Consider the following 26,848-nt stretch of genomic DNA (forward strand, 5'->3'; position numbering starts at 1 on the left):
GCTTCGGCCGTAAAGTGCTCATCCACTGAGCACTTTTAACGGGAAGCTCGAAGAATGCGCGCAGACCGACTAGTCGCCACGTTGCTGCTGATGCAGGCCCGGGGCCGGGTGACCGCCAAAGAACTGGCCGAGGAGCTGGAGGTCTCGGTCGCCACCGCCCGCCGCGACCTGGAGGCGCTGTCCACGGCGGGGGTACCCGTGTACCCCCAACCGGGCAGGGGTGGCGGCTGGGCGCTGATCGGCGGTGCCCGCACCGACCTGAGCGGCCTGACCTCGGCGGAGGCTCAGGCGTTGTTCCTGATCGCCGGCCCGGCCGCGTCCGTCGCACCCCAGGTGAAGTCAGCCCTGCGAAAGCTGGTCAGGGCGCTCCCGCAGACGTTCCGCGCCGACGCGGAGGCCGCGGCCGAAGCGGTCGTGATCGACACCGCGGGGTGGGGCGAGGACACCCAGGACCGGCCAGTGCTGGTGTCGGTCCTGCAGAAGGCTGTGGTGGAACGGATCCGCGTCCGGCTCACCTACCAGAAGCGCGGCACCCCGCCGACGGGACGCGTGGTCGACCCGTGGGGACTCGTCGACAAGGACGGCATCTGGTACTTCATCGCGGGTACCGACCAAGGCCAGCGCACCTTCCGGGTCGACCGGATCCTGGGCGCCACCCTCACCGGCACCCCGTCGCAGAAGCCACCGGAGTTCGAGCTCAGGTCGGCGTGGGACTCGGTCGTCACGGCGATCGAGCAGCGGCGCTCGGAGACCGCCTCGGTGATGCTGGTGCCCACCCAGTTCATCAAGGTCTTCCAGCACATGCACGGACGTCACTGCACGGTCCTCGAGGAGATCGGCGACCAGGTCAGGGTCGAGCTGACCGCACCACGTCCGCTCGACATCGCCCGCAACGTCGCCGGGTGGGGCGGCCTGATCACCGTCGAGTCACCGGACGAGGTCGAGGAACACCTGGCCCGCATCGGGGCCGAACTGGTCAGCCGATACCAGCGTGCTTCTCCAGCCGGTCCAACCGAGCCATGATCATCTCCAGGACCTTGGCGGCGTCCGGCACGGCCTGCTGCTGCTTCTTGAGGTGCACGATGCCAGCGAGAGCGCTCAGCACGGCGCGGCGGGCGGACTTGAGCTCCGCACCGAGCTCGCGCAGCTCCTGACCACCCAGGCCGTCCGGCTCGGCGATGATGCCGAGCAGCAGGTGTTCGCAGCCCACGTAGTTGTGCCCCAGGGCGACGGCCTCGGTGACCGCGAGCTCCAGTGCGTTCGCACCGTCGGCGGCGAAACCGGGTTTCTGGTTCACGTCGCCGGGAACGAAGGACGGCAAGCCCTCGGGTTCGATGTCGATCGCCCGCAGGACCTCCAAGGCCAGGTTGGCACCCTCGTCGACGATGCCCTTCAGCATGTGCCCCGTTCCGATCCTGGCGCCCCCGGAGGATCTCGCGGCGATGCGCAACGCGTTCCACGCGCGATCGGTGAACTGCGAGGTGTTCTCACGTCGGAGGTCTTCGACGGTCAGGGCTCGGATCGCGGCGATCCGCTTGACCGAGCCTTCGAGCGCCCGCTGACAGATCGCGGACACCGGAATGTTCAGCTCCTTCACCGTTTCGGCCAGCTCATCGGGCAGGTACACGTTGATTTTCGGCATAACCCCATATGTACCCCCAAGTGGGGTTACAGTCAATCCCGAACGCGGCAACCGTCACACTTGCGAGTGATCAAGGGGACGGGAGCGCGGGCGTGGAGGAGAACGACAACCGGCTGATCGGAAGCCGGTACCGGTTGCGGGAAAAGGTCGGTCAGGGCGCGATGGGCGTCGTCTGGCAGGCCTACGACGAGCAACTGCACCGCATGGTCGCGGCGAAGGAGCTGCTGGCGCTCGACGGCCTGGACGAGGCCAAGATCGAACGCGCCAAAGCCAGGGCCATGCGCGAGGCCCGCCTGGCCGCCCGTCTCGAACACCCGAACGCCATCCGCGTCTACGACGTCGTGGAGGAGGACGGGCGCCCCTGGCTGATCATGGAGTACCTCCCCTCCCGCAGCCTCGCCGCCGTCATCACCGAGCAGGGCTCGCTGCCACCGCGCGAGGTGGCCCGCATCGGTTGCTACACCGCCGCCGCACTGGCCGCCGCGCACCGCCACGGCATCCAGCACCGCGACGTGAAGCCGGGCAACGTGCTGATCGGCGACCAGGAAGTCAAGATCACCGACTTCGGCATCTCCCGCGCCACCGACGACGGCACCGCCACCATGACCGGCACCGTCGGCACCCCGGCGTTCTTCTCCCCCGAGGTCGCACGCGGCGAGGACGCCGGCCTGCCCTCGGACGTGTTCTCCCTCGGCGCCACGCTCTACAACGCCGTCGAGGGCGGGCCGCCGTTCGGGACCGCCGACAACCACATCGCGATGCTCCACCGCGTCGCCAGCGGCTCGATCATGCCGCCGGCCAACGCCGGTCCGCTGCTCGCGCCCGTCCTGTTCCGCCTGCTCGCCAACGAACCGGAGCGCCGGCCGTCCATGGAGGAGGCCGTCCACCTGCTGGCCGCCGTGGTCAACGAGTCGCCGCAGGTCGCCGCGGCGACCGTGGTCATTCCCGCGACGGTCGAGCTGCCGGTCGAGGCCCAGCCGGAGGAGAAGGCCAAGAAGGAGGCCAGTGCGGCCGCGGCCGGGTTGGTGGCGGGTGCCGCCGCTGCCGAGGCCGCCGAGCTGACGGCACCGCCTGCACAGCCCGAACCCGAGCCCGAACCGGTCGCAGAGCCCGAGCCCGAACCAGAGCCCGTCGCGGTCGCCCCCGAGCCCGTCGCCGAAACCCCTGCCCCGCACGAGGAACCCGTGAGGCAGACCCTCACCGCGGTCGGGCAGGCAACCGTCGCCGCGGCAGCTCCGGCCCCGGTCCCACCGGCCCAGTCCGATGAGAACCGCCGCAAGTTCCCGCTCGTCCCGATCGCGATCGTGATCCTCGTGCTGGCTGTGGGCGTCGGCGCGTTCCTGTTGTGGCCCAAGGGAAGTGGCCAGCCGTCCAACAACAACTCCGCCTCCAGCGGCACCTCGAGCCCCACGAGCACGAGCCAGACCCAGCCGCAGAACCAGACTCAGCCGCAGCAGCCGACGGACACCCAGACACAGCCCCCGGCCAACACGCAGACGAACCCGCCGAGCAGCCCGGACCAGGGCCAGCCGCAACCGCCCGCAGGTCCCAAGAACGCACAGGAAGCCATCACGGCGTACTACGCGTTGATCCCGGGCAACCTCGAGGCCGGCTACGCGAGCCTCTCCGACTCGTTCAAAGCCGCCATGGTGCCGAGCTTCCAGGACTACCAGAGGTTCTGGGGCCGGTTCACTTCCGTGCAGCTGTCGAACTTCGGAACAGCAGGCGACAACGCGGTGATCGTGACCGTAACGTACATGCAGGGCGCCAACGCCTCCAACGTCGAGCGCCATCGGTACACGTTCATCCAGCAGAACGGAAAATGGATGATCAACACTCAGAACCCGGCCTGATGCGCGCCCTCGTCACCGGGGCGTCCCGGGGTATCGGCGCCGCGATCGCGCACGCACTGGCGGACAACGGCCACCAGGTCGCCGTCCACTACCGGTCCGCTCCGGAGAAAGCGCTGGAGGTAGCCGAAAAGCTCCCCGGCACCGGCCACGTGACGGTCCACGGCGACCTCGGCGCGAACCAGGCCGAGCAGATCGTCACCGAGACCGTCGAGAAGCTCGGCGGCCTCGACGTCCTCGTCAACAACGCCGGCATCTACTTCCACCACCCCATCGCCACGACCGGCTTCGCGGAGTGGCAGGAGTCCTGGCGCCGCACGATCGAGGTCAACCTGCTGGGCCCGGCCGACCTGATCTGGCACGCCGTGCAGCACATGGGCGAGGGTGCCCGGATCATCAGCGTCGGATCCAGGGGTGCCTACCGGGGTGAACCCGACGCCCCCGCGTACGGCGCGGCGAAGGCCGGTCTGCACGCGATGACCCAGTCACTCGCGCAATCCCTTGCCCCGCAAGGCATCTCCGTCGCCGCGGTGGCGCCGGGATTCGTCCACACCGACATGGTCACCGACTGGCTGAACAGCCCCGAAGGCGACGAGATCCGGAAGCAGAGCCCGTTCAACCGGGTCGGCGAGCCGGAGGAGATCGCGTCGGCCGTCGCGTGGCTGGCGTCGGAGAAGGCGACCTGGGCCAGCGGCTCGATCATCCACCTGAACGGCGCCTCCTACCTGCACTGAGGGTGGTCGCGCTCCCACCAGAAATTCCCCGAACCGGAACCGGAACTGGTTCCGGTTCTTAGTTGATCTTCCCGACTACCGGTCTAGACCACTAACGTCGTCGGCGGGCGTACGACGAAAGTGGAAGGCAACCCCTGCAATGCGTTCACTCCGATCTCGCCTCGGTGCCGCCGGCCTCGCGCTGGCCGCCGCCGCGGCGACACTGACCGTCCTGGCGCCTGCCGCGCAGGCCGCCTATCCCGCCGGTTTCAAGAGCGTCGGCTACATGCCGTCGTGGGCGGGCAACGTCAGCTCGATCCAGTACAGCAAGCTGACGCACATCAACTACTCGTTCGTGCTGCCGAACGCCAACGGCACGCTCCAGGGCGTTCCCGACCCCGGCAAGCTCCAGCAGCTCGTGAGCCTGGGCCACCAGAACAACGTCAAGGTCTCGATCGCCGTCGGTGGCTGGAACGGCGGCAACGACGACAACTTCGAGATCCTGGCGGCCAGCGCCAACGGCCGCACGACGTTCGTGAACGCGCTGATCAACCTGGTCAACCAGTACAACCTCGACGGCGTCGACATGGACTGGGAGTACCCGGATCCGGGCGTCGAGGGTGACAACTACACCCTGCTGATGCGGCAGCTGGGCGACCAGCTGCACAGCCGCGGCAAGCTGCTCACGGCCGCGGTCGTGAGCGAGGGCGGCACGGCGAACGGCGTGCAGCCCGCGGTGTTCGGCATCGTCGACTGGCTGAACATCATGGCCTACGACGGCGGCAGCCCGCACGCCAACTACAACTGGTCGATCAACTCGGTCAACTTCTGGAAGAACCGCGGCCTCCCGGCCAGCAAGGCGGTTCTCGGCGTGCCGTTCTACAGCCGGCCGACCTACATCTCCTACCGCGATCTCGTCGCGCAGGACCCGGCCAACGCCAACCGCGACTGCTACAACGGCAACTGCTACAACGGCCTGCCGACGATCCGCGCGAAGACGACGTGGGCGCTGTCCAACGCCGGCGGCATCATGAACTGGGAGCTCTCCCAGGACACCACCGGTGCCACCAGCCTGCTCAACGCCATCTGGGAGACCGCTTCCGGCGGCAACCCCCCGAACCCGCCCGGTGGCTCGATCACCGGTTTCGGCGGCAAGTGCGTCGACGTGGCGGGTGCGAACGCGACCAACGGCACGGCAGTTCAGCTCTGGACGTGCAACGGCACCAACGCCCAGCAGTGGTCCCGCAACGGCAGCACGTTGCGAGCCTTGGGCAAGTGCCTCGACGCGTCCGGTACCGGCAACGGTGCGGTCACCCAGCTCTGGGACTGCACCGGCGCAGGCAACCAGCAGTGGACCACCGAGGCCAACGGCCAGCTGCGCAACGTGGGCTCAGGGAGATGTCTCGACGCCACCGGCAACAGCTCCGCCGACGGCACCAGGCTTCAGCTCTGGGACTGCGCCGGCACCGCCAACCAGCGGTGGACGCACAACAGCTGAGTCCTGCTCTTTGAGGAACTTCAGCCCGATGACGCAGGCGATGATCCCGGTGAGGAACACGATCTTCCAGACGGAGACCGCTTCCCCACCGGTGATCATCGCCCACGTCACGGTCAGCGCCGCGCCGACACCGACCCACACGGCGTACGCGGTGCCGACTGGGATTCGTTTCATGCCAACGGAAAGCCCGATCATGCTGAGCGTCGCGGCTGCCGTGAAGATGAAGTAGGCACCTCGGGAGAGCGCGGTCGCCCAGACCGCTTCGAGCACGGCACTCGCCAGCAGCACAGCCCAGTACATCTAGCTCACCGCCTTCAGCCCGATCACGCAGCCGACAAGCGCGGCCAGCACCAGGGCTTTCGTCGCCCCGAGCTTCTCCTCTTTTCGCGCCACCGCCACGAGCACCGTGAGCACGGCCCCGACGCCGACCCACACCGCGTACGCCGTGCCGACCGGAATCCCGCGCATCGCCCACGCCAAACCGACGACGCTCAACGTCATCGACAAGGCGAACACCACCGCCGGCCGCGGCCGGCGGAAGCCCTTCGACGCCGCGAGCGCCGTGGCCCACACGGCCTCCAGCACCCCGGACAGCACCAGCACAACCCAGTACATTGGTACGACCGTACCAGAAAAGCGCGGCTACGATCTGTGACGTGGCACCCAGCCTGGAAAACCTGCTGGTCGTCGGCGTCGCGTCGAGCGCGCTGTTCGACCTCTCCGCCTCCGACGCCGTCTTCCAGGCCTCGGGTGAGCAGGCCTACCGCGAGTACCAGGAAGCACACCTCGACGAGCCGTTCGCGCCGGGTGTCGCGTTCCCGTTCATCCGGCGGCTGCTGGCGCTCAACTCATTTGGCCCGCTGGTCGAGGTCATCGTGCTCTCGCGCAACTCCCCCGACACCGGGCTGCGCATCCTCCGGTCAGCGGCGCATCACGGGCTGGGACTCACGCGCGCGATCTTCACGCAGGGGCGGGCGGCGCACGAGTTCATGCCCGCCTTGAACATGTCTTTGTTCTTGTCCGCGCACGAGAAGGACGTGCGCCGAGCTACCGCGGCCGGGCTGCCCGCTGGGCAGGTTTTGAAGTCGTCCTTTCGGGACGACGACGATCCCGCGTTGCGGATCGCGTTCGACTTCGACGGGGTGCTCGCGGATGACGGTGCTGAGCGGATCTATCAATCCGGTGGGCTTGATCAGTTCCAGCAGCACGAGGCGTTGAACGTCGTCACGCCGCTCGACCCCGGGCCGTTGCGGAACTTTCTCGCCGGGATCAACCGGATTCAGCGGGTTGCCGAGGATCGGGTGCGAGTCTCCGTGGTCACCGCTCGGTCGGCGCCGGCTCATGAGCGGGCGATCAACAGCCTCAAGGCCTGGGGACTGACGGTGAACGACGCGTTCTTCCTGGGAGGCTTGAAGAAGGCGCCGATTCTCGACGTGTTGAAGCCGCACATCTTCTTCGACGACCAGCGCGGGCACCTGATCCAGACCGTGCCTTGTGTGCACGTCCCGTTCGGGATCACGAACGCAGAAGGTCGAGCTCCGCAGTGAGTTCCGCCCTCAGGTCGTCGTGGGCCGCCCCGAGGGCGGTGGCCGGATCGGACCAGCGTTCGACCGGGTACAGCCACACCGGGCGGCCGACGATGTCCGGTGGTTCCCAGTCGTAGCGCGGCCAGATGTGGGCGTGCAGGTAGGGATCGGTGTTGCCGAGGATCTCCAGGTTCACACGGCGGAATCCCGGGTCGCGGCGCGCGCAGACGCGTTCCACGGCCTCGCCGAGGACGTCCATGTCGGACAGGAAGTGCAGCCTCCTGCGGCGTGGCAGGTCGGTCAGTCGTTGCACGCCCGGCGTGTCCACCAGCAGGACGCAGTAGCCCGGCAGGAACTGGGCGTCACCGATGTTCGCGAACCCAGCGGTCAGCCGCCGCATCACAGTGGGGTTCTCGCCGCGCAACGACGCCCCGATCCGGTCCCGCTTCCACTCCCCCACGCGTCAGACCTCCCCGAGCGGCCCGGGATCGGCCAGGCCCAGCTGCCGGGCCGACTCCGCGTGGAACGACAGCTGTCCGCCCAACGGCACGGCACTGCGGGTCGTGCCGGCGATGTCGTCCGCCCCTTCCTTCGACCACAGCGGCGGGTACATGGTGATCCCGTCTCGCAGGCCGAGCCGCTCCACCTCCGTCTGCCACGACGGCCAGAACACGGTGGCGTAGTACTTCTCCAGCCCGCCGTCCAGCATCCACATGAGCCACGCGCCGTGCCCGCCGTCGAAGGTCTCCCACTCCAGCGAGTCCGGTGCGAAGTAGACGACCTGCCCCGGCTCGCCCGGCCGGCCGTGCTGCGCACAATCCACGCCGTTCAGCGCGAACGCACCACCCAGCACGTCGTGCGCGAGGATCAGTCCGGCGCGCGGTGCCCAAGCAGGATCGACGACAGCCGGAAACCCGTTGACTTCGGCCAGACTCGGCAGCGCGCCGCCGGACCCGCCGTACACCCGCAACCAGCCGTGGTGGAGCAACAGCCCGCCGCTGTTGAGCGTGACCGCGCCCAGCAACGACCTGACGGTCACCTGCAGCTGCAGCAAAGTCGCGCGGCATTGCCGCGACTCCGGTGGCAGCACCACGCACTCGGTGAGGCCGGCGGCGATCGCCTCCGCCACCACCGGCCAGCCTGGTTCGTCCACATCGGCCAGTTCAGCGATGTCCCGCACGGTGAACCCCCGGAGAGCAAGGAGCCCCGGCCACGTGACCGGGGCTCCCCACAACCTAGCGACTAGCGCGCCAGACCGTCCTCAACGGCCTTGATGATCGCCGGCCGCAGCTCAGCCGCCGAGATGATCGCGTCCACGGACCCGACCTCCACAGCCCGCTGCACACTGTGCACCCGGTCGAACTCGGCGGCCATCTCGTTCAGCTTCTCCGTTCGCACCGACTGCCGCGTAGCAGCCAACTCGGCCGTCAACGCCGCCCGCTCGGCACCGGAAGCCTCAGAGACCGAGGTCTCCAGCTTCTTCACCCGCGGGTCGTTGGCGGTACGCCCGTCGACATCCCGTGCGAACACCACAGCCGCAGCCGGCGCACCACCGATCACCGAAGCGAACGATCCCTCGACGGCCAGCACGGTCATCGACGGGTTCAGGGCCTTCGAGAAGACCACGAACGCGCCACCGTGGTACCGCGAGATCACGCAGAACACGATGGGCCCGCGGAAGTTCACGATCGCCCGGCCGATCTCCGCGCCGTACTCCAGCTGGAGCTCGCGCATCGACTCCGGCGAGCCGTCGAAGCCCGACAGGTTGGCCAGCACCACCAGCGGGCGGTTGCCCGAGGCCGCGTTGATCGCGCGGGCCGCCTTCTTCGACGACTTCGGGAACAGCGTGCCGGCGGTGTAGGTGTCCGGGCCGTCGGTGGGCGGGAAGCCGGTGCGGGCGACGCCGCGCGACTCGATGCCCAGCAGCGTCACGGGGATGCCGCCGAGGTGCACGTCCTGCACGACCGCGGTGTCGGCCTCGGCCATGCCCGCCCACCGCTCCAGCACCTCGTGGTCCTGGTCGCTGAGGGCGCGCATCACCGTGCGGATGTCGAACGGCTTCTTGCGGTCCGGGTTGGACTCCACCGAGAAGATCTCGCCGACCGTCGTGAACGGGCTGTCGCCGACCACGTGCGGGTACGAAGAGACGTCACGCGACGAGGGGTCCGTGGTGGCGACCCGGCGCGGGCCGGGCTCGCCCGGCGCGATGTAGGTGTGCTCGTAGTGGGCCATGAGAACGTCGAACGCCGAGCGCAGGTTCGGGGCCCAGTACTGCGCCTGGCCGTTCGGGCCCATGACGCGGTCGTAGCCGCCGATGCCGTAGTTGTCCTCGGCCGAGACACCGCCGGAGAAGTCCAGCGCCTGCTTGCCGGTCAGCACCATGGCCGAGTCCGGGGTCATGACCAGGATGCCCTTGGTGTGCATGAGCATCGTGGCCTCGGCGTTCCAGTACGGCTGGGCGCCGACGTTGATGCCGTTCACCACGATGTTGATCTCGCCACCGGCCTGGGTGAACTCGACGATCCGCTTCAGAGCCGCGGCGACCCAGTCCATGTTCTCGACGCCGGAGCTCATCGAGATCTTCGCGCCGGATGAGAGCGAGAACCACTCCAGCGGCACCGATAGCGACGAAGCCAGGTCCAGCGCGTGGATCACGCGGGAGCACTCGGGCTCGGCCAGAGCACCCAACGACTTGGTCGGGTCACCCAGCAGCACGACGCGCTTCATGCCCTCGGGGTAGGCCGGGGTCGGCGTGGTCACCACACCGACGACGATGCCCGCCTTGTTGCCACCGCGCGGGCGGTCGACCGGAACCAAGGAGCCGTCGACGAGATCGTGCTCCACGAAGGACCCGCCGTCGCCGACCAGCATGTCGACCAGCTCGTACGGGTAGATCGTGCCGCGCGACTGGGCGCGCAGGACGTTCTGGCGGTAGTCGTCGAGCGGCTGGATCGGCTCGGTCGGCGGCTGCACGAACGAGAACGAGATGCCCGCGCCCGCGTCCTGCGCGATCCGCACACCGATGTCGGTGAGCTCGCCGGAGACGGGGTCCTTGCGGCGCGCCAGGAACAGGACCTCTTCCAGGTCCAGGCCCGTGGTCGTGGGCAGGACACGCGAACCGACCGCGTCCAGGTCCTTTGAGGACAGATCGGTCGGCGGCCACGCGTACAGCACGACGCGGTTGGTGGCGAGGCGAGTCCGGCCACCGGCCTGCGCACGAGCCCGGCGGATACCGTCCAGACAGGTCGCCAGCACGTCCTCGGCGGCGGGCAGCGCGACGATCCGGCCGTCGTCGTCCCGCAGCGGCGTCAGGTCGCGGACCTGACCCAACGCCACCAAACGCTCGTCGGACTTGTTCGACTTGGCCACCGCGCGGAACAGGTAGACGTCCTCGTCCACGGACGGCAGCCGGGTGAGGTCGAACTCGCGCAAGCGCTCCAGCTGCATGCGTTCGGCGATGCGCGGGTGCAGCCCGCGCACCAGCCTCTCCTCGGCGAACCCGTTGGAGGACGGGCGGAACGTGAAGTGGTGGTGCATGGACTCGCCGCGGCGGCCCGCCACCGTGGTGGTGATGCGGGTGATCGTCGGCGGCAGCTGGTGCGCGGCCAGCGCGGCACCGAGACCCGCGGCCAGCTCGTCCTGGTCGGACGGGCCGTCGGCCCAGTTGACGTAGAGGTCCGCGACGACCGCGTTGCCGTTGGCGTGCTTCACCACGTCACCGACGGCGTCCGACAGCGAGGGGAACTCCACCGCGGTCGACACCAGGCGGGTCTGCTCCGGCTCGTTCTCCGCGATGAAGAACGAACCGCTGACGCGCGGGTTCTCCAGCGCCTTCTTGGTGTAGTAGCGGCGGGCCAGCACCTCCAGCAGCGGGGTGTTGTCCGCGCCGGGCTTGCCGATGCGCTGGCCGAGCAGGCGCACCAGCGGTTCGGCCGACGCCACCATCGCGGCGATCCGCTCTTCGCGGTCGGCAGCCTGGGGAGAAGCGTCCAGGTGGATCAGGTGCTTGCGGACCTCGCTGTGCACGCGGGCGCGGTTGCGGCGCACCAACGGCTGCGCGAACCACGTGAACACGACGCTGCGGGCCAGGTCGGCGACGGCCGGGTAGCGGACCTGGGTGGCGGCGACGATGTGCTCCAGCACCAGGCCGACCTGCACCTGCTCCGACTCGACCGGCGGCGCCTCCTGCACCCACTGGCGCAGCAGGGTCGTCGCCACGGCCGCGTCGAACACACCGCGGCGCAGCGCCACGAAGATGCGGAACACGGCCTGCTCCAACGCCGGCGTGCGCTCCAGCTCCGTGATGCCGTAGTGGCTGAGCACGTTCTGCAGGCGGGCGCGGAAGCCCTCGGGCAGTGCCGCGCGGTCCGCGTCCAACGTCTTCAGGTACGTGTGGAAGTGCTCGCGCGGCGAGTGGATGTGGTTCTCCGGCTTGGTCTCCTCGCCGGCCGGGCGGTTGCGCGAGAGGTCGCACAGGTCGGCGAAGATGCCGAGCAGCTTGGCTTCCTCGACGAGCGGGCGCTCCAGCAGGTCGTGCCGCGCGCCCATGTAGTCCGACAGCACCCGCTCGGTGTCCGCGGCCGTGGTGTCGAAGCCCAGCAGCAGGTTCCGCAGGTCGTCGAGACCGCGAGCGACGAGCTCCTCTGGCTGGACGTCCGTGCGCGGCGCGGGCAGTTCCAGCTCGACCGCGGACTCGGACCTCTGCTCCTCGGCGCCACCCGCCGCGTCCTCGACCTCTTCGAGCTTCAGCAACGCGCCACCGGCGGGCACCTGCGTGCCGACGACGACGTTGAGCTCCTTCAACCGCGCACGGAACGGCGCGCGCAGCACGGTCTCCATCTTCATCGCTTCGAGCACGAGGACCGGCGCACCGGCCTCGACCTCGGCGCCGACCTCCAGCGGGGTCGCGACGACCAGCGCGGGCATCGGCGAGCGCAGGACGCCGCCCTCGTCGCGGGTGACGCGGTGGGTGACACCGTCGACCTCGACCTGGTGGACCGGGCCGGAGGTGCCGGTGACGACCCGGAAACGGGTGCCGTTCACGGTGATCTGGCCGACGTGGTGGTCGAACCGCTCGACGTCGACGTCACCGGTGAGCACGGTGTCGGAGTCGGCGGCGGCGACACCCACGCGGTACTTCGCGTTGCCGATGCGGGCGACCTGCACCACGTACGGCTCGCCGCGCAGCACGAACTCCAGCTTGACCGCACCCTCGTGGTTCGTGCGCGGCTGGCCGCCGTGCGCGGACGCCAGCAGCTGGGTGCGGTTGAGCTGCTCCTCGTCCTCGTACACCTCGATGCCGGCGGCGGCCAGCGCGATGGCGGAGTGGCGGTGCGAGATCAGGCCGCCGTCGGCGCGGACCCGGTCGATCCACGACGTGTCGGCCGAGCCGTCGATCACGGCGGGCTCGTCCAGCAGGTCGAGGACGAAGCTCTTGTTGGTCGTGCCGCCCTCGATGATCACGGTCGTCTCGGCCATGGCGCGGCGCAGCTTGCCCAGCGCCTCGTCGCGGTCGCGGCCGTACGCGATGATCTTCGCGATCATCGAGTCGAAGTCGGCGGGGATCTGCGAGCCCTCGGCCACACCGGTGTCCACGCGGACACCGGGGCCGGCGGGCAGCTCCAGCCGGACGATCCTGCCGGGGCACGGCGCGAAGTCGCGGTCCGGGTCCTCGGCGTTCAGGCGAGCCTCGACCGCGTGACCGAGCTCGACGGGCTTGGCGCCCTCCAGCTTGCCGCCGCCCGCGACGTGCAGCTGCGCCTTGACCAGGTCGAAGCTCGTGGTGATCTCGGTGATCGGGTGCTCGACCTGAAGACGGGTGTTGACCTCCAGGAACGCGAAGAGCTTCTCACCGGGGTGGTAGAGGAACTCGACGGTGCACGCGCCGCGGTAGCCGACGGCGTTCGCGAGACGCTCGGCGGAGGCCTTCAGGTCGTCGACCTGCGAGGGCTCCAGCACACAGGAGGCCGACTCCTCGATGATCTTCTGGTTGCGCCGCTGCACCGAGCAGTCGCGCACGCCCAGCGCCCACGCCGTGCCCTGACCGTCGGCGATGACCTGCACCTCGACGTGCCGGGCGCCGGTGACCAGGCGCTCCAGGAACATCACGCCGGAGCCGAACGCGCGCTCGGCCTCCATGCTGGTGCGGTCGAAGTTCTCCTCCAGCTCCGCAGGCGAGGTGATCTTGCGGATACCGCGGCCACCACCGCCGGCGGTCGCCTTCAGCATCAACGGGTAGGTGACCTCCTCAGCCACCTTCAAGGCGTGCTCGAGGTTCTCGACGGCGCCGCGCGACCACGGCGCGACGGGAACCCCAACCTCCTCGGCGATCAGCTTCGAGCCGATCTTGTCACCGAGCTTGCGCATGGCCTCGGCCGACGGGCCGACGAACGTGACCCCGACCTTCTCGCACAGCTCAGCGAACTCGGGAATCTCGGCGACGAAGCCCCAGCCGACCCACGCGGCGTCGGCCTTCGTCTCGACGAGGGCGGTCTCCAGCACCTTCAGGTTGAGGTACGGACGATCAGCCGCCAGGCCGAGGTTGTAGGCGAGGTCGGCCTCCCGGACGAAGGGCGCCGACTTGTCGACATCGGTGTACAGGGCGACGGTCTCGATCCGTTCCCCTGACTCGGCGGCGAGCTCACGGACGGCGTGGATCAGCCGCATAGCGGCTTCCCCGCGGTTGACGATCGCTACACGACTGAACAACGACTTGGCTCCTCGCGGACATAACGACCTCAGCGGCAGTCGCCGCCCAATCGATGTACACACTCTCGTCTACTACCCGGTAGGAAAACCGCTAGATCGAAGCGAGTTGAGCAGCGTGCTTTGTATGAAACCAACAAGGCGCCAGGTCCTCGGCACAGGATCACTTGAGCCCGTGTCCTAACTCACTGCGAGGAGCCACGTCGACCTGGTCAGGCCTGCGGAACCCTGATCACACTCCCCGGACTGATCACGTTGGGGTCGGTGATCACGTGCGGGTTGGCCCGCACGAGCCGCGTGTAGAGGTTGCCGGCGCCGTAGAACTGCGTGGCGATCGCCCACAACGTGTCGCCGGGTTTGACGGTGTACTCCTGGTAGACGCGGTATCCCGGCACGATCCGCGGCCCGTAGACCACGGGCACGATGACCTTGTCGAGCTCCTCGCCGTCCTTCGGCGACACCCAGAACACCTCGACGAAGAGCCGGTCGAGCGCGAACGCCGCCCCCGACACGTCGACGCTGACCTGGAACTGGCCGTGGCCACCCACTCCGTCACCGGCCATGAAGCCTCCGGTGACCTCGTCGTGGCCCTCGTGGATCCGGTAGTTGAACTGCGCCTCGAACGCCCCACCCGCGGTGCCGGCGATCTGGACCTCGGTGCCGACGAGGCCGAGCGGACGTGGCTGCTGCACATCAATGGACATGTCGTCCCCCTTCCACCTCTTGTGTCGTGTGGCGGAAGGGGGTCGTTGCCCGGGGTCACCCCGGTGGCGCAACGTTCTGGTGGTGGAGGACGGAGTCGAACCGCCTTTGCGCGAGGCTCCCGTTTTACAGACGGGCGGGGCTCCACAGCCCCATCTCCACCATTGTGCAAATCAATTTCTTACGCCTCTGAGCTGCGCGAACGACAGAATCATGACGTCCGGACCGAACTCGCTCAACTTATTTTCGCGAAACACGATCCGACCTGAACGCGATATCGGAGTTGTGAAGGTGGTGGGGCGGGGCCGCGAGCTGGCGATGATGCGGACGTGGGTCGCCGCGGAGACCGGCGGGCTGGTGCTGTGCGGCGGCGAGCCCGGCATCGGCAAGACGCGGCTGGCCCAGGAGCTCGCCGGGCACGCGCTCGCGGTCGGTCGTGCGGTCGTGTGGGGGCATTGCGTCGAGACCGAAGGTGCACCGGCGTTCTGGCCGTGGCGCCAGGTTCTCAAGGCTGTCGGTGCCGACCCGGACCTGGTGCTCGCGCACGACGCCGAGGTGCCGCAGGACCGGTTCCGGGTGTTCGACGCGGTCGCGACCGCGGTGGACCGCGACGGGCTGGTGATCATCGTCGAGGACGTCCACTGGGCCGACCAGGCCTCGCTGCTCGTGCTCGCCCACCTCGCGACCAACCTCAGGAACGTGCTGATCTTCGCCACCTTCCGCGACCCGTGCCCGGCGGTCGCGGACCTCATGCGGTCGGCCGTCCGGATCGACCTGCACGGGCTCTCGGCCGACGAGGTCGCCGAGCTGGTCGGCGCGGAACACGCGGCCGAGGTCGCGTCGTTGACCAGCGGAAACCCGTTGTTCGTCACGGAGATCGCCCGCGCGGTCGACGACGGCACGTGGCGGCCGGACCAGCCGCCGCGCAGCGTCCGGGACATCGTCACCGCCCGCCTCGACCGGCTGGGCTCCGAAGCCCGCGACCTGATCAGAACGGCTGCGCTGATCGGCCGCGACTTCGACCCCGACCTCGCCGCCGCGGCGTCCGGCGTGCCGCTCAGCGCGTTGGACGAGGCCGACATGCTGATCGACGCAACCGGTCATCGGTTCGTGCACGCGCTCACTCGGGACGCGGTCGAGGCGAACCTCACGACGGCCGAACGCCGCACGATCCACCGCCGGATCGCCGAAGCGATGGCGGACTCCACGAATTACGCGGACGTGGCAAGGCACTGGATCGGCTGCGGTGCAACAGAAGAGGCTCGCGTGTGGACGATCCGCGCGGCCGAGGACGCGGTCGCTCGCCTCGCCTACGAAGAAGGCGTGCGTCTCTACCGGACGGCGGCGGACCTCGGCGACAGTTGCGAAGTCCAGGTGGCACTGGGCAGAGCGGCCTACTTCGCGGGTGATCTCGCGGCGTGCGTCCAGGCCGCCCAACGCGCCGCCGAACTGGCCACGACTCCGGAACAGATCGCGGAGGCCGCGCTGGTCCTCGAAGCCGCACCGGGCGCCGGCGTCAACGCGGTCGCGACCCCGTTGTGCGACAACGCACTCCGCCAACCCGTCAGCCCTGCGACCCGTGCCCGGCTGCTCGCCCAGCGCAGCCACCTCGCGTTCTACCGAGGCGAACAACACCGCCTCGACCAGCTCAGTCGCGAAGCCCTCGAACTGGCCCGGCACAGCGGCGACGACCGTGCGCTCGCCGAGGCCCTGCACGCACGTCAGGAGGCCTGTCCTGGCCCCAAAGGTCGCGCGGAACGCCTCGGACTGGCCTCGGAGATGATCGACCTCACTCAGCGCACCCGGAGCCCGCGGGGTGCCATGTGGGGATCGCTGTGGCGCGTCCACGTGCTGACCGAGAGCGGCGAACTCGCTGCGGCACAAGAAGAACTGCCCGCTCTCAAGTTGGCCTGCGACCGCGTCGGCGGCGAGGTCGCGCGGTGGCACCTGGAGGTCGTGACCGCGTGCCTCGCCCAGGCGCAGGGCCGGTTCGCCGAAGCGCAGGAGGTCGGGCGCCGCGCCTACGACCGGATGCGGGTCATCGAACGCGAACCCGCGTCGGGCGCGTATTTCGCGCTGCAGTGCGGCCTGGCGACCCACCTCGGCGTGACCGAGGACGGCCTCGCGCTCGCCCGCCACTTCCACGACCCGCCGCCGCGATTCCGGTTGATGTCGAAGCTGACGCGGGCGTTCCTGTTGCTGCGCGCGGGTTTCCGCGAGGAGGCACTGGAGTGGTACCGCCGCAGCGGGCCGATCGGCGAGTGGGACCTGCCGGCGTTCTTCGTCGTGCCGGGCCTGGTGGACGCGGTGCTCGTGACGTCCGGTGTGGGCCTGCTCGACGACCTCGCCCTGATCATGTCGCGGCTGGAGGTCTTCCGCGGTGAGCACGCGGCCGGAAACGGCGTCGCCTACATGGGACCTGTGTCCCTGGCGCTGGGACGCGGCAACCTCGCCCTCGGGCACTTCGAGGAAGCCGCCGCTGATCTCGAACAGGCCGTCGACGAGGCCTCCCAGGCGGGTGCCCCGGCGTTCGCCGCCGAGGCGCGCTGGCACCTCGCGGCGGCGCTCAGAGCGCTGGGTCAGGACGCCGACGCCGTGCAGCGCTCAGCCGACCGCGCCATCCGGGCCCTCGGCATGACCGCCTTCACGACCACCGAACTGAGCAGCCGCGAGCACGAGGTCGCCAGCCTGGTCGCGAAAGGCCTGACCAACCGCGAGATCGCCCGCGAGCTGGTGATCTCCGAACGCACCGCGCAGAACCACGTCCAGCACATCCTGACCAAGCTCGGCTTCCGCACCCGCAGCCAGATCGCGGCGTGGATGAGTACCCGCCCGAGTACTCCGGCGGATGGCTGACCAGCCAGAACTTCCTACCTTCAACGCCAACGTCGAAGGAGGAGGAACACCATGTGGCTCACCATCGCAACCCCGCCCACGAAGTCGCTCGAGCAGCTCGACAAGACGATGGGCGCGGCGTCCCCGGAGGGGCTCAGGGCCCGCTACGCCTGCCAGGCCGACGACGGTTTCCGGATCATCGCGGTCTGGGAGACCAAGGAACACGCCGACCACTTCTTCCGCGAGGTGCTGGGCCCGATCCTGGCCCGCGTCCTCGGCCCGGAGCCGTCCGGCGTGCCCGCCGTGACCGGCATGGAGGTGCTCAGGGAGTACGTGCCCGCACTCAGCTGAGAGCGCGCACGATCCGCAGCACCGTCGCACGGCTCGGCTTCTCACCGGGCTTCAGCAACGCCAGCTCGTCGGCCAGCACGGCTTCGCGGATGTCGGCGTCACGGCCAGGCAGTTCGGCGCGCAGTGCCGCCACCAGGCGACCCCGCAGGGCACGGCCCTCGGGGTCGTCGCCTTCCAGCAACCGCCAGTGGGCGCGCAGGATCCGCGCGGCCACGTCCTCGCCACCGACCGCCCAGAGCAGGCGGATCATCCGGTCGGCGAGGCCCATGGGTTCAAGGCTGAAGTCCGGCGGTTGCGCTCGCAACCGCCGGACATGCCAAACGTGCTACTTCTTCTTGCCGGTGAGCAGCGCCTTGACCTGGTTGCCGCGACGGCGCAGGCCCCACTTCGTCACGCGGATCAGCGCCTCGCGGACGATGTTGCCGCTCATCTTCGACTCGCCGAACTCGCGCTCCAGGAACGTGATCGGCACCTCGCGCACCCGGAAGCCCAGCTCCAGCGTCCGCCACAGCAGGTCGATCTGGAAGCAGTAGCCGGCCGACGCGACCGAGGCGAGGTTCAGCTTGCGCAGGGTGTCCGCGCGGAACGCCCGGTAGCCCCCCGTCATGTCGCGGATGTTCGCGCCCAGCGCGAGCCGCGAGTACAGCGAGCCGCCCAGCGAGAGGAACTTGCGCTGCGCCGGCCAGTTCACGACCTCGCCACCCGGCACCCAGCGCGAGCCCAGCACGAGGTCCGCCTGCGGGAGCGCGTCCAGCAGCCGGTGCAGCTGCTCCGGAGCGTGCGAGCCGTCCGCGTCCATCTCGCAGATGACGCCGTACTCGCGGTCGAGCGCCCACTGGAAGCCCGCGACGTACGCGGCGCCCAGTCCGGCCTTCTCGGTGCGGTGCATCACGTGGACGCGCTCGTCGGCGGCCGCCATCTCGTCGGCGAGCTGGCCGGTGCCATCGGGGCTGCCGTCGTCGACCACCAGCACGTGCACGTCGGGCAGTGCCGTGTGCAGTCTCTTGACGATCTTTCCGATGTTGTCCCGCTCGTTGTAGGTCGGGATCACCACCAGCACCTGCCCGAGTTCCTGGTCAGGCTGCTGCGCCATTCGAGTCCTTCCGTCGTCGGGTGAAGCCCAGCGCCAACGCGACAAGGCCCGCAGCGGTCAGCACCCACTCGGGCCAGGCTCCTAGCCAAGTGGCCAGCGTAGTCTGTGACCGCAGCGGCAGTTCCGCGACCAGGGCATCCGGCACGAAAAGGCCAGTCTTCTGAGTGACGGAACCGTCAGGCTGGACGATGGCGCTGACCCCAGAGGTGGCCGCCACAACCACTGCCCGGCCGTGCTCCACCGCACGCACACGTGACATGGAAAGCTGCTGGTAGGTCATCTCCGTGTACCCGAACGTGGCGTTGTTCGTGGGGATCGCGATGATCGTCGCGCCGGCCGTCACCGTGTCGCGCACCACTGAGTCGAACGCCACTTCGTAACACGTGTCAATCGCGACCTTCGCGGGCCCCATGACGAAACCGTCCGGATCCGAACCAGGCTGGAACACACCCGCACGGTCCACCTCGGACGCGAACAGCCGGAAGAACGACCGCATCGGCATCGTCTCGCCGAACGGTTGCAGCTTGCGCTTCGTGTAGGTGTCGGTCGGCCCCTTGCCGGGCTCCCACAGCACCACCGTGTTGCGAGGCAGCCCGTCGCCCCGGTCGACCACGACCGCACCCACCGCGATCGGCGCCTTGATCGCGTCGGCGGCCGTGTCGATCAACGCGGCGGCGTCGGCATTCCGAAATGGATCGATGTCGGACGAGTTCTCCGGCCAGATCACGATGTCCGGCTGCTTCGCCTCACCGCGCGCGACCGCCGCTGCCAGTTCCATGGTCTTCTTGGCGTGGTTGTCGAGCACCGCGCGGCGTTGGGCGTTGAAGTCGAGGCCCGCGCGCGGAACGTTGCCCTGGATCGCGGCGACGGTCACGGTCCCGGCGGAGGCGTCCACCCCCACCGGCACCACGAACCCGATCACCAGCGGCACCACGAACAGCGGCACGCCGAGCTTCCAGTTCTTCAGCACCCAGAACAGCCCGAACCCGGTCAGCACCACCGCGAACGACACCAGCGGCGCGCCGCCCAGGGACGCGAGCGGCAGGTACCAGCCCTCCGGCTGTCCAAACGCGATCTTGCCCCAGGTGAAGCCACCGAACGGGAACACGCCGCGCAACGCCTCGTCCGCCACCCACAGGCACGCCGCCCACAACGGCCACCCCGGCACCCGAGACGCCCAGGCCATCGCCGCTGTGCCGATGGAGATCATCAGCGCACACGCGAGCGCCAGCGGCAGCCACGCGATCAGCCCGACGAACTCCCCCGTCCACCGCAGCAACGGCACCATGAACCCGAGCCCGAACAGCACGCCGTAGCCGAACCCGGCCCGCGCCCGCCGTTCGTGGATCACGTACGCGAGCAACGCGAACCCGAGCGGTGCCAGGAACCACAGCGGCCGCGGCGGGAAGCTCAGGTAGATCAGCACGCCGCCGGCAGCGGCGAGTGCCATGCGCAACAGCACCGGACGGCTCAACCGGCGTCGGCGAGCGGGCAATTCCGGCGATTCCGGCGCGATGGGGGGTGCGACCACCCGATCAGCGTACGAGGCCCAGGAGTACACAGGACTCATGACCTATGTCGATCTGGTGTTGCAGCACCTGACGACGGAGGGAGACCGCGAGGCGATCGTGGGCGGCGACACCCGCCTCACCCGATCTCAGGCCCGCGACCTGCTGTTCCGCCTTGCAGACGGACTCGTCCAGCGCGGCATCAAGCCCGGCGACGGCGTGGCGGTGTACGTCGGCAACACCCCCGAGGCCGTTCTGCTGAACCTGGCGGTCCACCTGCTCGGCGGCCGGCTGGTCTACGTGCCACCGGAACCCGGCCCCGCCGAGCTCAAAGCCCTCATCGACCGCGCCGAGGTGGCCGAGGTCGTGGTCGATCCGGAGTTCGGCACCCAGATCGACGGCTGGCACCTCCAGGACCTCCCCGGCGATCCCGTCGAACGCACCCCGGCGCCGGACTTCACCACCGTCGCCTACACCGGCGGCACCACCGGGCTGCCCAAGCTCGCGGTGCACCGCCCCAACCGGCTCGCCGCCACGGACGCACGCGCGTCCATGCCTGCGACGAACATGCTGTGCAACACCCTCATCACCCACGGCAGTGGCGCCTCCATGTCGAAGGCCGCACTGATCACCGGGTCGAAGCTGGTGCTGGGCCCGTCGACGTTCGACGCGGACACGTTCGCGCGCCAGGCCCACGACGAGCAGATCACCACGACGATGTTCGTGCCGCCGATGATGTACGAGGTGCTCGACCACCCGGACTGCCCGGGCCCGCAGTTCGGCATGGTCGTCGTCGGGGGCTCGCCGCTCGCGCCGAAACGGCTGCGCCAGGCGATCGAGCGGTGGGGCCCGGTCGTCAACCAGGGCTACGGCATGACCGAGGCACTGGGCATCTCGATGATGCCCGGCGCCGACGTCGACCTCGACCGCCCGGAGACCCTGCGCACGGTCGGCAAGCCCGACCCGGTGATGGAGGTCGAGATCCGCGACGGCGACGTCTGGGTGCGCGGCCCGCACGTGATGGAGGGGTACTGGGGCGAGCCGCCGCTGAGCGAGACCAGCGACGGCTGGTTCGACACCGGCGACGTGGGCTACTTCGACGACGAGGGCTACCTCTACCTCAACGACCGCAGCAAGGACGTGATCGTCACCGGCCGGACCTCGGACAACGTCTACTCACGGCTGCTTGACGACTTCCTCGTCACGCTTCCGGGTATCCGCAGGGCGGCGGCGGTCGCGAAACCCGACGACGCGCTCGGCGAAGTCGTGCACCTGTTTCTTGTCACTGACGGCCAGGAAATCGACTTCGATAAGCTCCGCGGTTCGGTGGTCGACGAACTGGGCGAACTTTACGAGCCTCAAGGCGTCACAATCGTGCCCGAATTGCCTCAGACCAAGGTGGGAAAGGTCGACAAGCGCAAGCTTCGTTCCCTGTTTCGGTAAGGTTCGGAGTAAATCAGGAGGTGACGGATGCCCCGTCCAAGCGTGGAAGCAGAACGCAAGGCGCAGATCCTCGCGTCCACCTGCAAGGTGATCGCGGCAGAGGGCTTCCGCCACCTCCGGGTGTCCGACGTGGCGAAGGACGCCGGCGTGTCCGGCGGCACGGTCCACTACTACTTCGAGACCAAGCGCGAGCTGACCGACGCCGCGTTCGAGCACTGCTTCGAACTGTCCGTCCGGCGCCGCCGCTGGATCCTCGAGTCCGACGAGGCGCCGCTGTCGCGCCTGCGCATGGTCGTCGAGTCGTACCTGCCCGAGGGCGCCGAGACCGTCGAGGCGTGGAAGGTCTGGGCCGAGCTCTGGGTCGAGGCCATCCGCAACCCCGAGCTGCAGGAGCTCAACGAGCGCTTCTACGGCGAGTGGCGCGACATCGTGGCGAGCATCTTCCGCGACGGCCAGGAATCCGGTGACATCCACTCGTCCGGCGACCCGGTCGAGCTGGCGAACATGATGGTGAGCATGCTCGACGGCCTCGCGCTTCAGGTGCTGGCCGGTTCGAAGGCCATGACCGTCGACGCCATGCGCACCACCTGCCTGAGGTTCGTCGACCAGCTCTCCACCGCCACCGTCGGGTAGCTCGCGAGACACACCACCAGCAGCAACGCCACCGGCGTGCGCGTGAAGCCGAGGAACAGCAACCCCTTCGGCACCGGCACGGTCTCCGCGAACCGCTGCGCCTCGCTCAGCAAGAGCCCCGCGAACATCAGGAACAGCACGGTGAGCGGCAGTGTCCAGCCCAGCGCTGCCACGATGATCAGCGCTGCCGCCGAGGTTGTGACGACCCCTGCCGTGAACCACCAGCGGTGCGGCGTGTGCCAGGGTTCCTTGGCGCTGCGGGCCATCAGCCAGTCGCCGAACAGGATCGCGACGCAGCACAACACCAGCACCCGCATCGCCGTCAGCACGCCCTGCCCGTCCGCCTCGTAGGCGATCGGCAGGTAGGCGATCGCGAGCGCGGTCGCAGGCGTGATCGCGAGCGCGCGCGCCACCCGCCTGACCGCCGGCCTCTGCTGCGGACCCGGCCGCATCGCGACCTTGTTCCGCGCCCGATCCGCCTCACCGATCTTGGTCTGCGCGGCCCTGGGGTCGCCTTCCCGTTCCCAGACCGCCCACATCAGCCCGAGGAACACCACGATCCCGAGCACCACCGCGTACCCGGTGAGCTGCCGCGGCCCGTAGATCCAGCCGATCACCCCGACGAGCACGCACAACCCGAGCCTGATCAACGAACCCAGCTCCGGCCGCGCACTCCGCCACTTCTTCTGCGGCCACGAAGTCAGCACGAGCCTGCGCGTCACGAACCACACGCTCGCACCCATCGCGACGGTTGCCAGCCACATCTGCAGTCCGACACCTGGTTGCCTGAGCGTGGCTGTGTTGCCGAACAACAACATCACGGCCGTGATGAGCACGACCGCCGCCGGAACCCTCAGGCGCCCCAACGCCCACAGGTGCGTCCGTGTCCACCGGTCGCGGTTGCGCCAGGCCGATTCGGCCGCGACGAGCACGAGGAACCCGAGCGGTATCGCCGCCAGCGCGCTGTGGGTCAGGTGGGTGACCGCGAGCGCGGCGATCGGCACCGCCCGCGGGTACGGGTCGTCCTTGAGCGTGAGGCTGCGCAGCGGGGACGGGGACCCGGCTGTTTCTTTCGTTCGGAGCCACTGCCAGGCGTGCCAGAGCAGCGGGACGTAGACCGCGACGAATACCGTGTCGACGAGAACGCTGACGCTCATCTCGGCTCCCCAAGGTTCGGGACAACCGTGTGGTCGCAGGTCAGAGCCTCAGGGTTACGGCCTGTAACACGTCCGGGTGAAACCAGGGTTCATCCCCGATGCAACATCTGGACCAACGAGCGCATTGTGGGTATATGACCACGACAGTTGCTTTGAGCCGGCCCAGGACCAACCGGATGATCGCGGGTGTGTGCGCGGGGCTCGCCCAGCGCTGGGGCTGGAAGCCGGGCACCGTCCGTCTTCTGTTCCTGCTGTCCTGCCTTCTGCCCGGACCGCAGTTCGTCATCTACCTCATCCTCTGGGTGATGATGCCCGACCGCGGCTACTGATCACCCCAGCTGGAACGTCGCCCACCCTGCCGATGAGCCCGGCAGGGTGGGCTGTGGCCCGTCTCAAGGGGCGATCAGCTCGCGACAGCCCGGAATCTCGGCGCCACCCGCCTTCTCGTACAGGTTTGCTTCGCTGAGACCGACGCGGGCGTCGTCCCCGGGGCTCCTGTTCGAGGTCCACGGGGTCGCGCGCAGCTGTTCGTTCTCGACGGACAGGATGTCCACGCTGGACCGCAGCGGTTCACCGGTCCCCCGGCGCCACTCAGATGAAGAGCCGGCGCATCCGCGCTGGCCGCTCGTGCAGCCGCGGGCACCATGGCGGTCAGACTCCACGGCCACAGCTCCCACGGCCGAGGCGAACTCGCCGGCTCCGGCAGTTCACCGGTAGGCACGCCTGGTCCGTCAGCCGAGGACGACCACCCGAGCCCATTCGGGCGGTGTGTCCGGGACGTAGTCGGGATCGTCCTCTCCGGACGGACGCTGCCGGGGGAACAGGCCCACCACCGTCCGGCACGGCGGTTTCGTGTCAGGCCAGGGAGTCTGGCCGTCGGTCATGGCGACGACGACGTCGGGCCGGGGATTCGTGCGCAACGCCTTGGTGAAACCGGCTCGCAGGTCCGTGCCGCCACCGCCCACCAACGGGATCCCCTCCGCGCGGCACAGCGGATCGGTGATGTGGGCGGCGGCGTCGCAGGACAGCACCGAGACGAGATCCCGCCGGCCGCCCACAGCGCGGACGATCGCGGCGATCTCGAGGATCGCGCTGCCCAGTTCGGCGTCGCTCACCGATCCGGAGGTGTCGACGATGACGACGACCCGCGGCGGCCGGCGGCGCAGGCTCGGCAGGACGACGCCGGGCAGGCCGGCTGATCTGCGTGAGGGCCTGCCGTAGGTGTAGTCCTCACCCACACCGGCGCTGGACACGGCCGACCGGACCGCGGCTCCCAGCAGTTCCCGCCACTGCTGCGGCGGGTGGAACGCCTCCTCCGCCCACCGCTGCCAGCCCTGCGGGACGTCGCCGGGACTCGCGTTGATGCCCTGAGCCACCCGGAACCGGACCGCATCGCGTTCCTGGTCGGTGAGCCCGTGCGCGCCGTCCGGCCCCAGGTCCCACTCGCGCTCCAGCCCGTCGGCGCCGCTTCCGCAGTCGAGCCAGGCGAACCCGTTCGTGTGCGGTCCGAGCCGGAACTGGCGCAGGTAGTCCTCCATCAGCTGCCCCGCCGACAACGTGAGCAGTTCCGGCCGGACGGCGTCCTCGGGGCACACCAGCCCGTCGCCGAACACGTCGTCGTTGATCTCGCAGTCCGCGGCGATGTTCATCCTCAGCCGCTCGCCCGGCCCGGTCAGCTCGTGCTTCACCGCGAACCGGTCGCCGCGCCCGTGATGGTCGCGCAGCAGATGTGAGACCTCGTGCACCCACACCCCGGCCAGCTCCTCCACCGGGGTGCGGTCGACGAACGCCGGCGAGACGTAGCAGCGCCAGTACCGGTCCACGGCCATCGTCGGCACACGCCGTGATTCCACGACGTGCAACGCGAACAACGCCGTCGCCAGGTACGGCCGGCACCGCACCGCGTGCAACCGGGCAGCGAACAGCTTCTCCTCGTCCATGCTCATGGGCAGGCACCCACACCGGCCGCGGTGCGTGCGACGGCCAGGTCCGCTTGCCGCGACACCGACACGGCCCCGGCGAGCCGGTCGATCGCGGCGGGCACCTGCCAGCCGTCGCGGCGCAGCGCGGCGAGCGTGGCCGCAGGAACGACCACCAGGTCAGGAGCTCCGGTTTCCAGTGCCAGCACCAGCAGTGACCACGCCGCGGTCCAGCGGGCCTCGTCCGGCCGCTTGCGCACCGCCGCCACCACACCGTCGAGCACCACCTGACGCAGGTCGCCACGCTCGGGCAGAACCGCCGCCGCCGGATCCGCCAGCAGCACCTCGGGGTCCGGCAGGTCCATCCGGTCGAGGCTCGCCAGCAACTCCAGGCCCGGCCCGTCTCCCACCGTGCCCCGCACCAGCATCGACAGCACCTCCCGGGAGGTACCCGCCGCGGTCGCGAAAGCGATCAGGCGCAGTGCCATGTCCCAGCTGCGGGGTGACGGCCACGGGCCGCCGCGGCGTGCTTCGTTCTTCGGCAGTTGATGCACGAGATTCGGCCGTCCGACAAGGAGTTCGCACACGGCCCGGCGGGCGAACGTCACGGCGTCGGTCAACCGTCCCGAGTCCAGCCGTGGCAGCGCCGCCCTCGGCCACGTCCCGCCCAGCCCGCGCACCACGACGTCGTGGTCGTAGGTCCACTGCAGATGCACGAACCTGTTGGCCAGCGGCGCACTCAGCTCCCAGCCATCGGCGGCAGAGGAGCGGGGGTTGGCGGCGGCCACGATCCGGACACCCGCCGGAAGCCGAAGCGCACCGACTCGGCGTTCCAGCACGACTCGCAACAACGCTGCCTGCACGGCCGGCGGGGCGGTGGACAGTTCGTCCAGGAACAGCAGACCGCGGCCCTCCCGGACCAGGCGCACGGCCCAGTCAGGCGGGGCCATCGGAACCCCTTGCGTCGCGGGATCGTCGCCGACCACCGGCAGTCCGGCGAAGTCGGAGGGCTCGTGCACGCTGGCGATCACCGTGGTCAGCGGCAGTTCGAGAGCGTCGGCGAGCTGGGTGAGGGCAGCGGTCTTGCCGATCCCCGGCTCACCCCACAGCAACACCGGCAGGTCGGCCGACACGGCCAACGTCAGTGCTTCCAACTGGGTGTCCGCACGCGGCTCGGTGGCCGTGTCGTGCAGCAGGGACAGCAGAGCGGCGGCCGCGTCGAGCGGCCGGGCAGCAACAGACATGTATTTGATCACCTTGAAGTCTGGGAGGT

Annotated in this window: 24 protein-coding genes and 1 tRNA gene; 10 read left to right on the plus strand and 15 right to left on the minus strand. The window is 69.3% G+C overall.

From position 1 onward, the window contains the following. Nucleotides 1-54 precede the first annotated feature (54 nt). The gene (locus LFM09_RS43170; protein WP_414102424.1) at nt 55-1,023 is read left to right on the plus strand and encodes a helix-turn-helix transcriptional regulator; all 969 of its coding nucleotides are present in this window, start codon (nt 55-57) and stop codon (nt 1,021-1,023) included. Here the strand turns inward: LFM09_RS43170 and LFM09_RS43175 are convergent. Continuing rightward, nucleotides 977-1,642, minus strand: coding sequence for a Clp protease N-terminal domain-containing protein (locus tag LFM09_RS43175; RefSeq protein ID WP_414102425.1), 666 nt, complete (start codon nt 1,640-1,642; stop codon nt 977-979). The genes LFM09_RS43170 and LFM09_RS43175 overlap by 47 nt on opposite strands. Before the next feature lie 92 nt (nt 1,643-1,734). Here LFM09_RS43175 and LFM09_RS43180 point away from each other — a divergent pair, with 92 nt between their 5' ends. The 3 genes from LFM09_RS43180 (at nt 1,735) to LFM09_RS43190 (ending at nt 5,703) form a co-directional block, all read left to right on the plus strand. Beyond that, on the plus strand, nt 1,735-3,495 hold the full coding sequence (locus LFM09_RS43180; protein WP_414102426.1) for a serine/threonine-protein kinase: 1,761 nt from the start codon (nt 1,735-1,737) through the stop codon (nt 3,493-3,495). Further along, nucleotides 3,495-4,226, plus strand: a complete 732-nt coding sequence (locus tag LFM09_RS43185; RefSeq protein ID WP_414102427.1) for an SDR family NAD(P)-dependent oxidoreductase — start codon at nt 3,495-3,497, stop codon at nt 4,224-4,226. Before LFM09_RS43180 ends, LFM09_RS43185 begins: the two co-directional genes overlap by 1 nt. Nucleotides 4,227-4,365: 139 nt before the next feature. Next, the gene (locus tag LFM09_RS43190) at nt 4,366-5,703 is read left to right on the plus strand and encodes a glycosyl hydrolase family 18 protein (protein WP_414102428.1); all 1,338 of its coding nucleotides are present in this window, start codon (nt 4,366-4,368) and stop codon (nt 5,701-5,703) included. Here the strand turns inward: LFM09_RS43190 and LFM09_RS43195 are convergent. Further along, complete coding sequence (locus tag LFM09_RS43195; RefSeq protein ID WP_414102429.1) at nt 5,596-6,003, minus strand: DMT family transporter; 408 nt, start codon at nt 6,001-6,003, stop codon at nt 5,596-5,598. The genes LFM09_RS43190 and LFM09_RS43195 overlap by 108 nt on opposite strands. Further along, entirely contained in the window at nt 6,004-6,318 is a 315-nt protein-coding gene (locus LFM09_RS43200) for a DMT family transporter (protein ID WP_414102430.1), read from the minus strand. 41 nt (nt 6,319-6,359) lie between these two features. Between LFM09_RS43200 and LFM09_RS43205 the strand changes: the two genes are divergently transcribed. Further along, nucleotides 6,360-7,250 carry a 5'-nucleotidase gene (locus tag LFM09_RS43205; protein ID WP_414102431.1) on the plus strand — a complete coding sequence of 297 codons (891 nt, stop codon included), beginning with the start codon at nt 6,360-6,362 and terminating at the stop codon, nt 7,248-7,250. On the opposite strand, the gene LFM09_RS43210 is transcribed toward LFM09_RS43205, so the two are convergent. From LFM09_RS43210 to LFM09_RS43230, 5 genes are all read right to left on the minus strand, one after another. Continuing rightward, on the minus strand, nt 7,219-7,689 hold the full coding sequence (locus tag LFM09_RS43210; protein WP_414102432.1) for a hypothetical protein: 471 nt from the start codon (nt 7,687-7,689) through the stop codon (nt 7,219-7,221). The genes LFM09_RS43205 and LFM09_RS43210 overlap by 32 nt on opposite strands. A gap of 3 nt (nt 7,690-7,692) precedes the next feature. Continuing rightward, nucleotides 7,693-8,409: a DUF2625 family protein gene (locus LFM09_RS43215; RefSeq protein WP_414102433.1), complete on the minus strand. Its 717-nt coding sequence runs from the start codon at nt 8,407-8,409 to the stop codon at nt 7,693-7,695. Nucleotides 8,410-8,471: 62 nt separating this feature from the next. Beyond that, nucleotides 8,472-13,937: a carboxyl transferase domain-containing protein gene (locus LFM09_RS43220; RefSeq protein ID WP_414102434.1), complete on the minus strand. Its 5,466-nt coding sequence runs from the start codon at nt 13,935-13,937 to the stop codon at nt 8,472-8,474. A 209-nt stretch (nt 13,938-14,146) separates the two neighbouring features. Then, nucleotides 14,147-14,638: a Gmad2 immunoglobulin-like domain-containing protein gene (locus LFM09_RS43225; RefSeq protein WP_414102435.1), complete on the minus strand. Its 492-nt coding sequence runs from the start codon at nt 14,636-14,638 to the stop codon at nt 14,147-14,149. Between the two features lie 77 nt (nt 14,639-14,715). Further along, nucleotides 14,716-14,799, minus strand: a tRNA-Tyr gene (locus LFM09_RS43230). Between the two features lie 131 nt (nt 14,800-14,930). On the opposite strand from LFM09_RS43230, the gene LFM09_RS43235 reads away from it, so the two are divergent. Beyond that, nucleotides 14,931-17,492, plus strand: a complete 2,562-nt coding sequence (locus tag LFM09_RS43235; protein ID WP_414102436.1) for an ATP-binding protein — start codon at nt 14,931-14,933, stop codon at nt 17,490-17,492. 51 nt (nt 17,493-17,543) lie between these two features. Further along, a complete protein-coding gene (locus LFM09_RS43240) occupies nt 17,544-17,822 on the plus strand; it encodes a hypothetical protein (protein ID WP_414102437.1) in 279 nt (92 codons plus the stop codon). On the opposite strand, the gene LFM09_RS43245 is transcribed toward LFM09_RS43240, so the two are convergent. Genes LFM09_RS43245 through lnt form a run of 3 tightly spaced genes read right to left on the minus strand, consistent with a single transcriptional unit; the run spans nt 17,815 to nt 20,446 of the window. Then, nucleotides 17,815-18,090: a hypothetical protein gene (locus tag LFM09_RS43245; RefSeq protein ID WP_414102438.1), complete on the minus strand. Its 276-nt coding sequence runs from the start codon at nt 18,088-18,090 to the stop codon at nt 17,815-17,817. The genes LFM09_RS43240 and LFM09_RS43245 overlap by 8 nt on opposite strands. A 57-nt stretch (nt 18,091-18,147) precedes the next feature. Then, nucleotides 18,148-18,915: a polyprenol monophosphomannose synthase gene (locus LFM09_RS43250; RefSeq protein WP_414102439.1), complete on the minus strand. Its 768-nt coding sequence runs from the start codon at nt 18,913-18,915 to the stop codon at nt 18,148-18,150. Beyond that, nucleotides 18,899-20,446, minus strand: coding sequence for an apolipoprotein N-acyltransferase (gene lnt / locus LFM09_RS43255; RefSeq protein ID WP_414102440.1), 1,548 nt, complete (start codon nt 20,444-20,446; stop codon nt 18,899-18,901). The genes LFM09_RS43250 and lnt overlap by 17 nt, the downstream gene beginning before the upstream one ends. Nucleotides 20,447-20,483: 37 nt before the next feature. Between lnt and LFM09_RS43260 the strand changes: the two genes are divergently transcribed. Both LFM09_RS43260 and LFM09_RS43265 read left to right on the plus strand, forming a co-directional pair. After that, the gene (locus tag LFM09_RS43260) at nt 20,484-21,866 is read left to right on the plus strand and encodes a class I adenylate-forming enzyme family protein (RefSeq protein WP_414102441.1); all 1,383 of its coding nucleotides are present in this window, start codon (nt 20,484-20,486) and stop codon (nt 21,864-21,866) included. Between the two features lie 27 nt (nt 21,867-21,893). Continuing rightward, nucleotides 21,894-22,499 carry a TetR/AcrR family transcriptional regulator gene (locus LFM09_RS43265; protein ID WP_414102442.1) on the plus strand — a complete coding sequence of 202 codons (606 nt, stop codon included), beginning with the start codon at nt 21,894-21,896 and terminating at the stop codon, nt 22,497-22,499. Here the strand turns inward: LFM09_RS43265 and LFM09_RS43270 are convergent. Beyond that, complete coding sequence (locus LFM09_RS43270) at nt 22,403-23,656, minus strand: hypothetical protein (protein WP_414102443.1); 1,254 nt, start codon at nt 23,654-23,656, stop codon at nt 22,403-22,405. The two genes, LFM09_RS43265 and LFM09_RS43270, sit on opposite strands and share 97 nt — an antisense overlap. A gap of 134 nt (nt 23,657-23,790) precedes the next feature. Here LFM09_RS43270 and LFM09_RS43275 point away from each other — a divergent pair, with 134 nt between their 5' ends. Beyond that, nucleotides 23,791-23,985 (plus strand): PspC domain-containing protein, encoded by a 195-nt coding sequence (locus LFM09_RS43275; RefSeq protein WP_414102444.1) that lies wholly within the window; start codon nt 23,791-23,793, stop codon nt 23,983-23,985. A 63-nt stretch (nt 23,986-24,048) separates the two neighbouring features. On the opposite strand, the gene LFM09_RS43280 is transcribed toward LFM09_RS43275, so the two are convergent. The 3 genes from LFM09_RS43280 to LFM09_RS43290 all read right to left on the minus strand — a co-directional run bounded on the left by LFM09_RS43280 (nt 24,049) and on the right by LFM09_RS43290 (nt 26,819). After that, the gene (locus LFM09_RS43280) at nt 24,049-24,210 is read right to left on the minus strand and encodes a hypothetical protein (RefSeq protein ID WP_414102445.1); all 162 of its coding nucleotides are present in this window, start codon (nt 24,208-24,210) and stop codon (nt 24,049-24,051) included. A gap of 177 nt (nt 24,211-24,387) precedes the next feature. Further along, entirely contained in the window at nt 24,388-25,602 is a 1,215-nt protein-coding gene (locus tag LFM09_RS43285) for a DUF2201 family putative metallopeptidase (RefSeq protein ID WP_414102446.1), read from the minus strand. Next, a complete protein-coding gene (locus LFM09_RS43290) occupies nt 25,599-26,819 on the minus strand; it encodes an AAA family ATPase (protein WP_414102447.1) in 1,221 nt (406 codons plus the stop codon). The genes LFM09_RS43285 and LFM09_RS43290 overlap by 4 nt, the downstream gene beginning before the upstream one ends. Nucleotides 26,820-26,848: the final 29 nt, after the last annotated feature.

The sequence above is a fragment of the Lentzea alba genome (assembly GCF_047445655.1).
Lineage (GTDB): Bacteria > Actinomycetota > Actinomycetes > Mycobacteriales > Pseudonocardiaceae > Lentzea > Lentzea alba_A.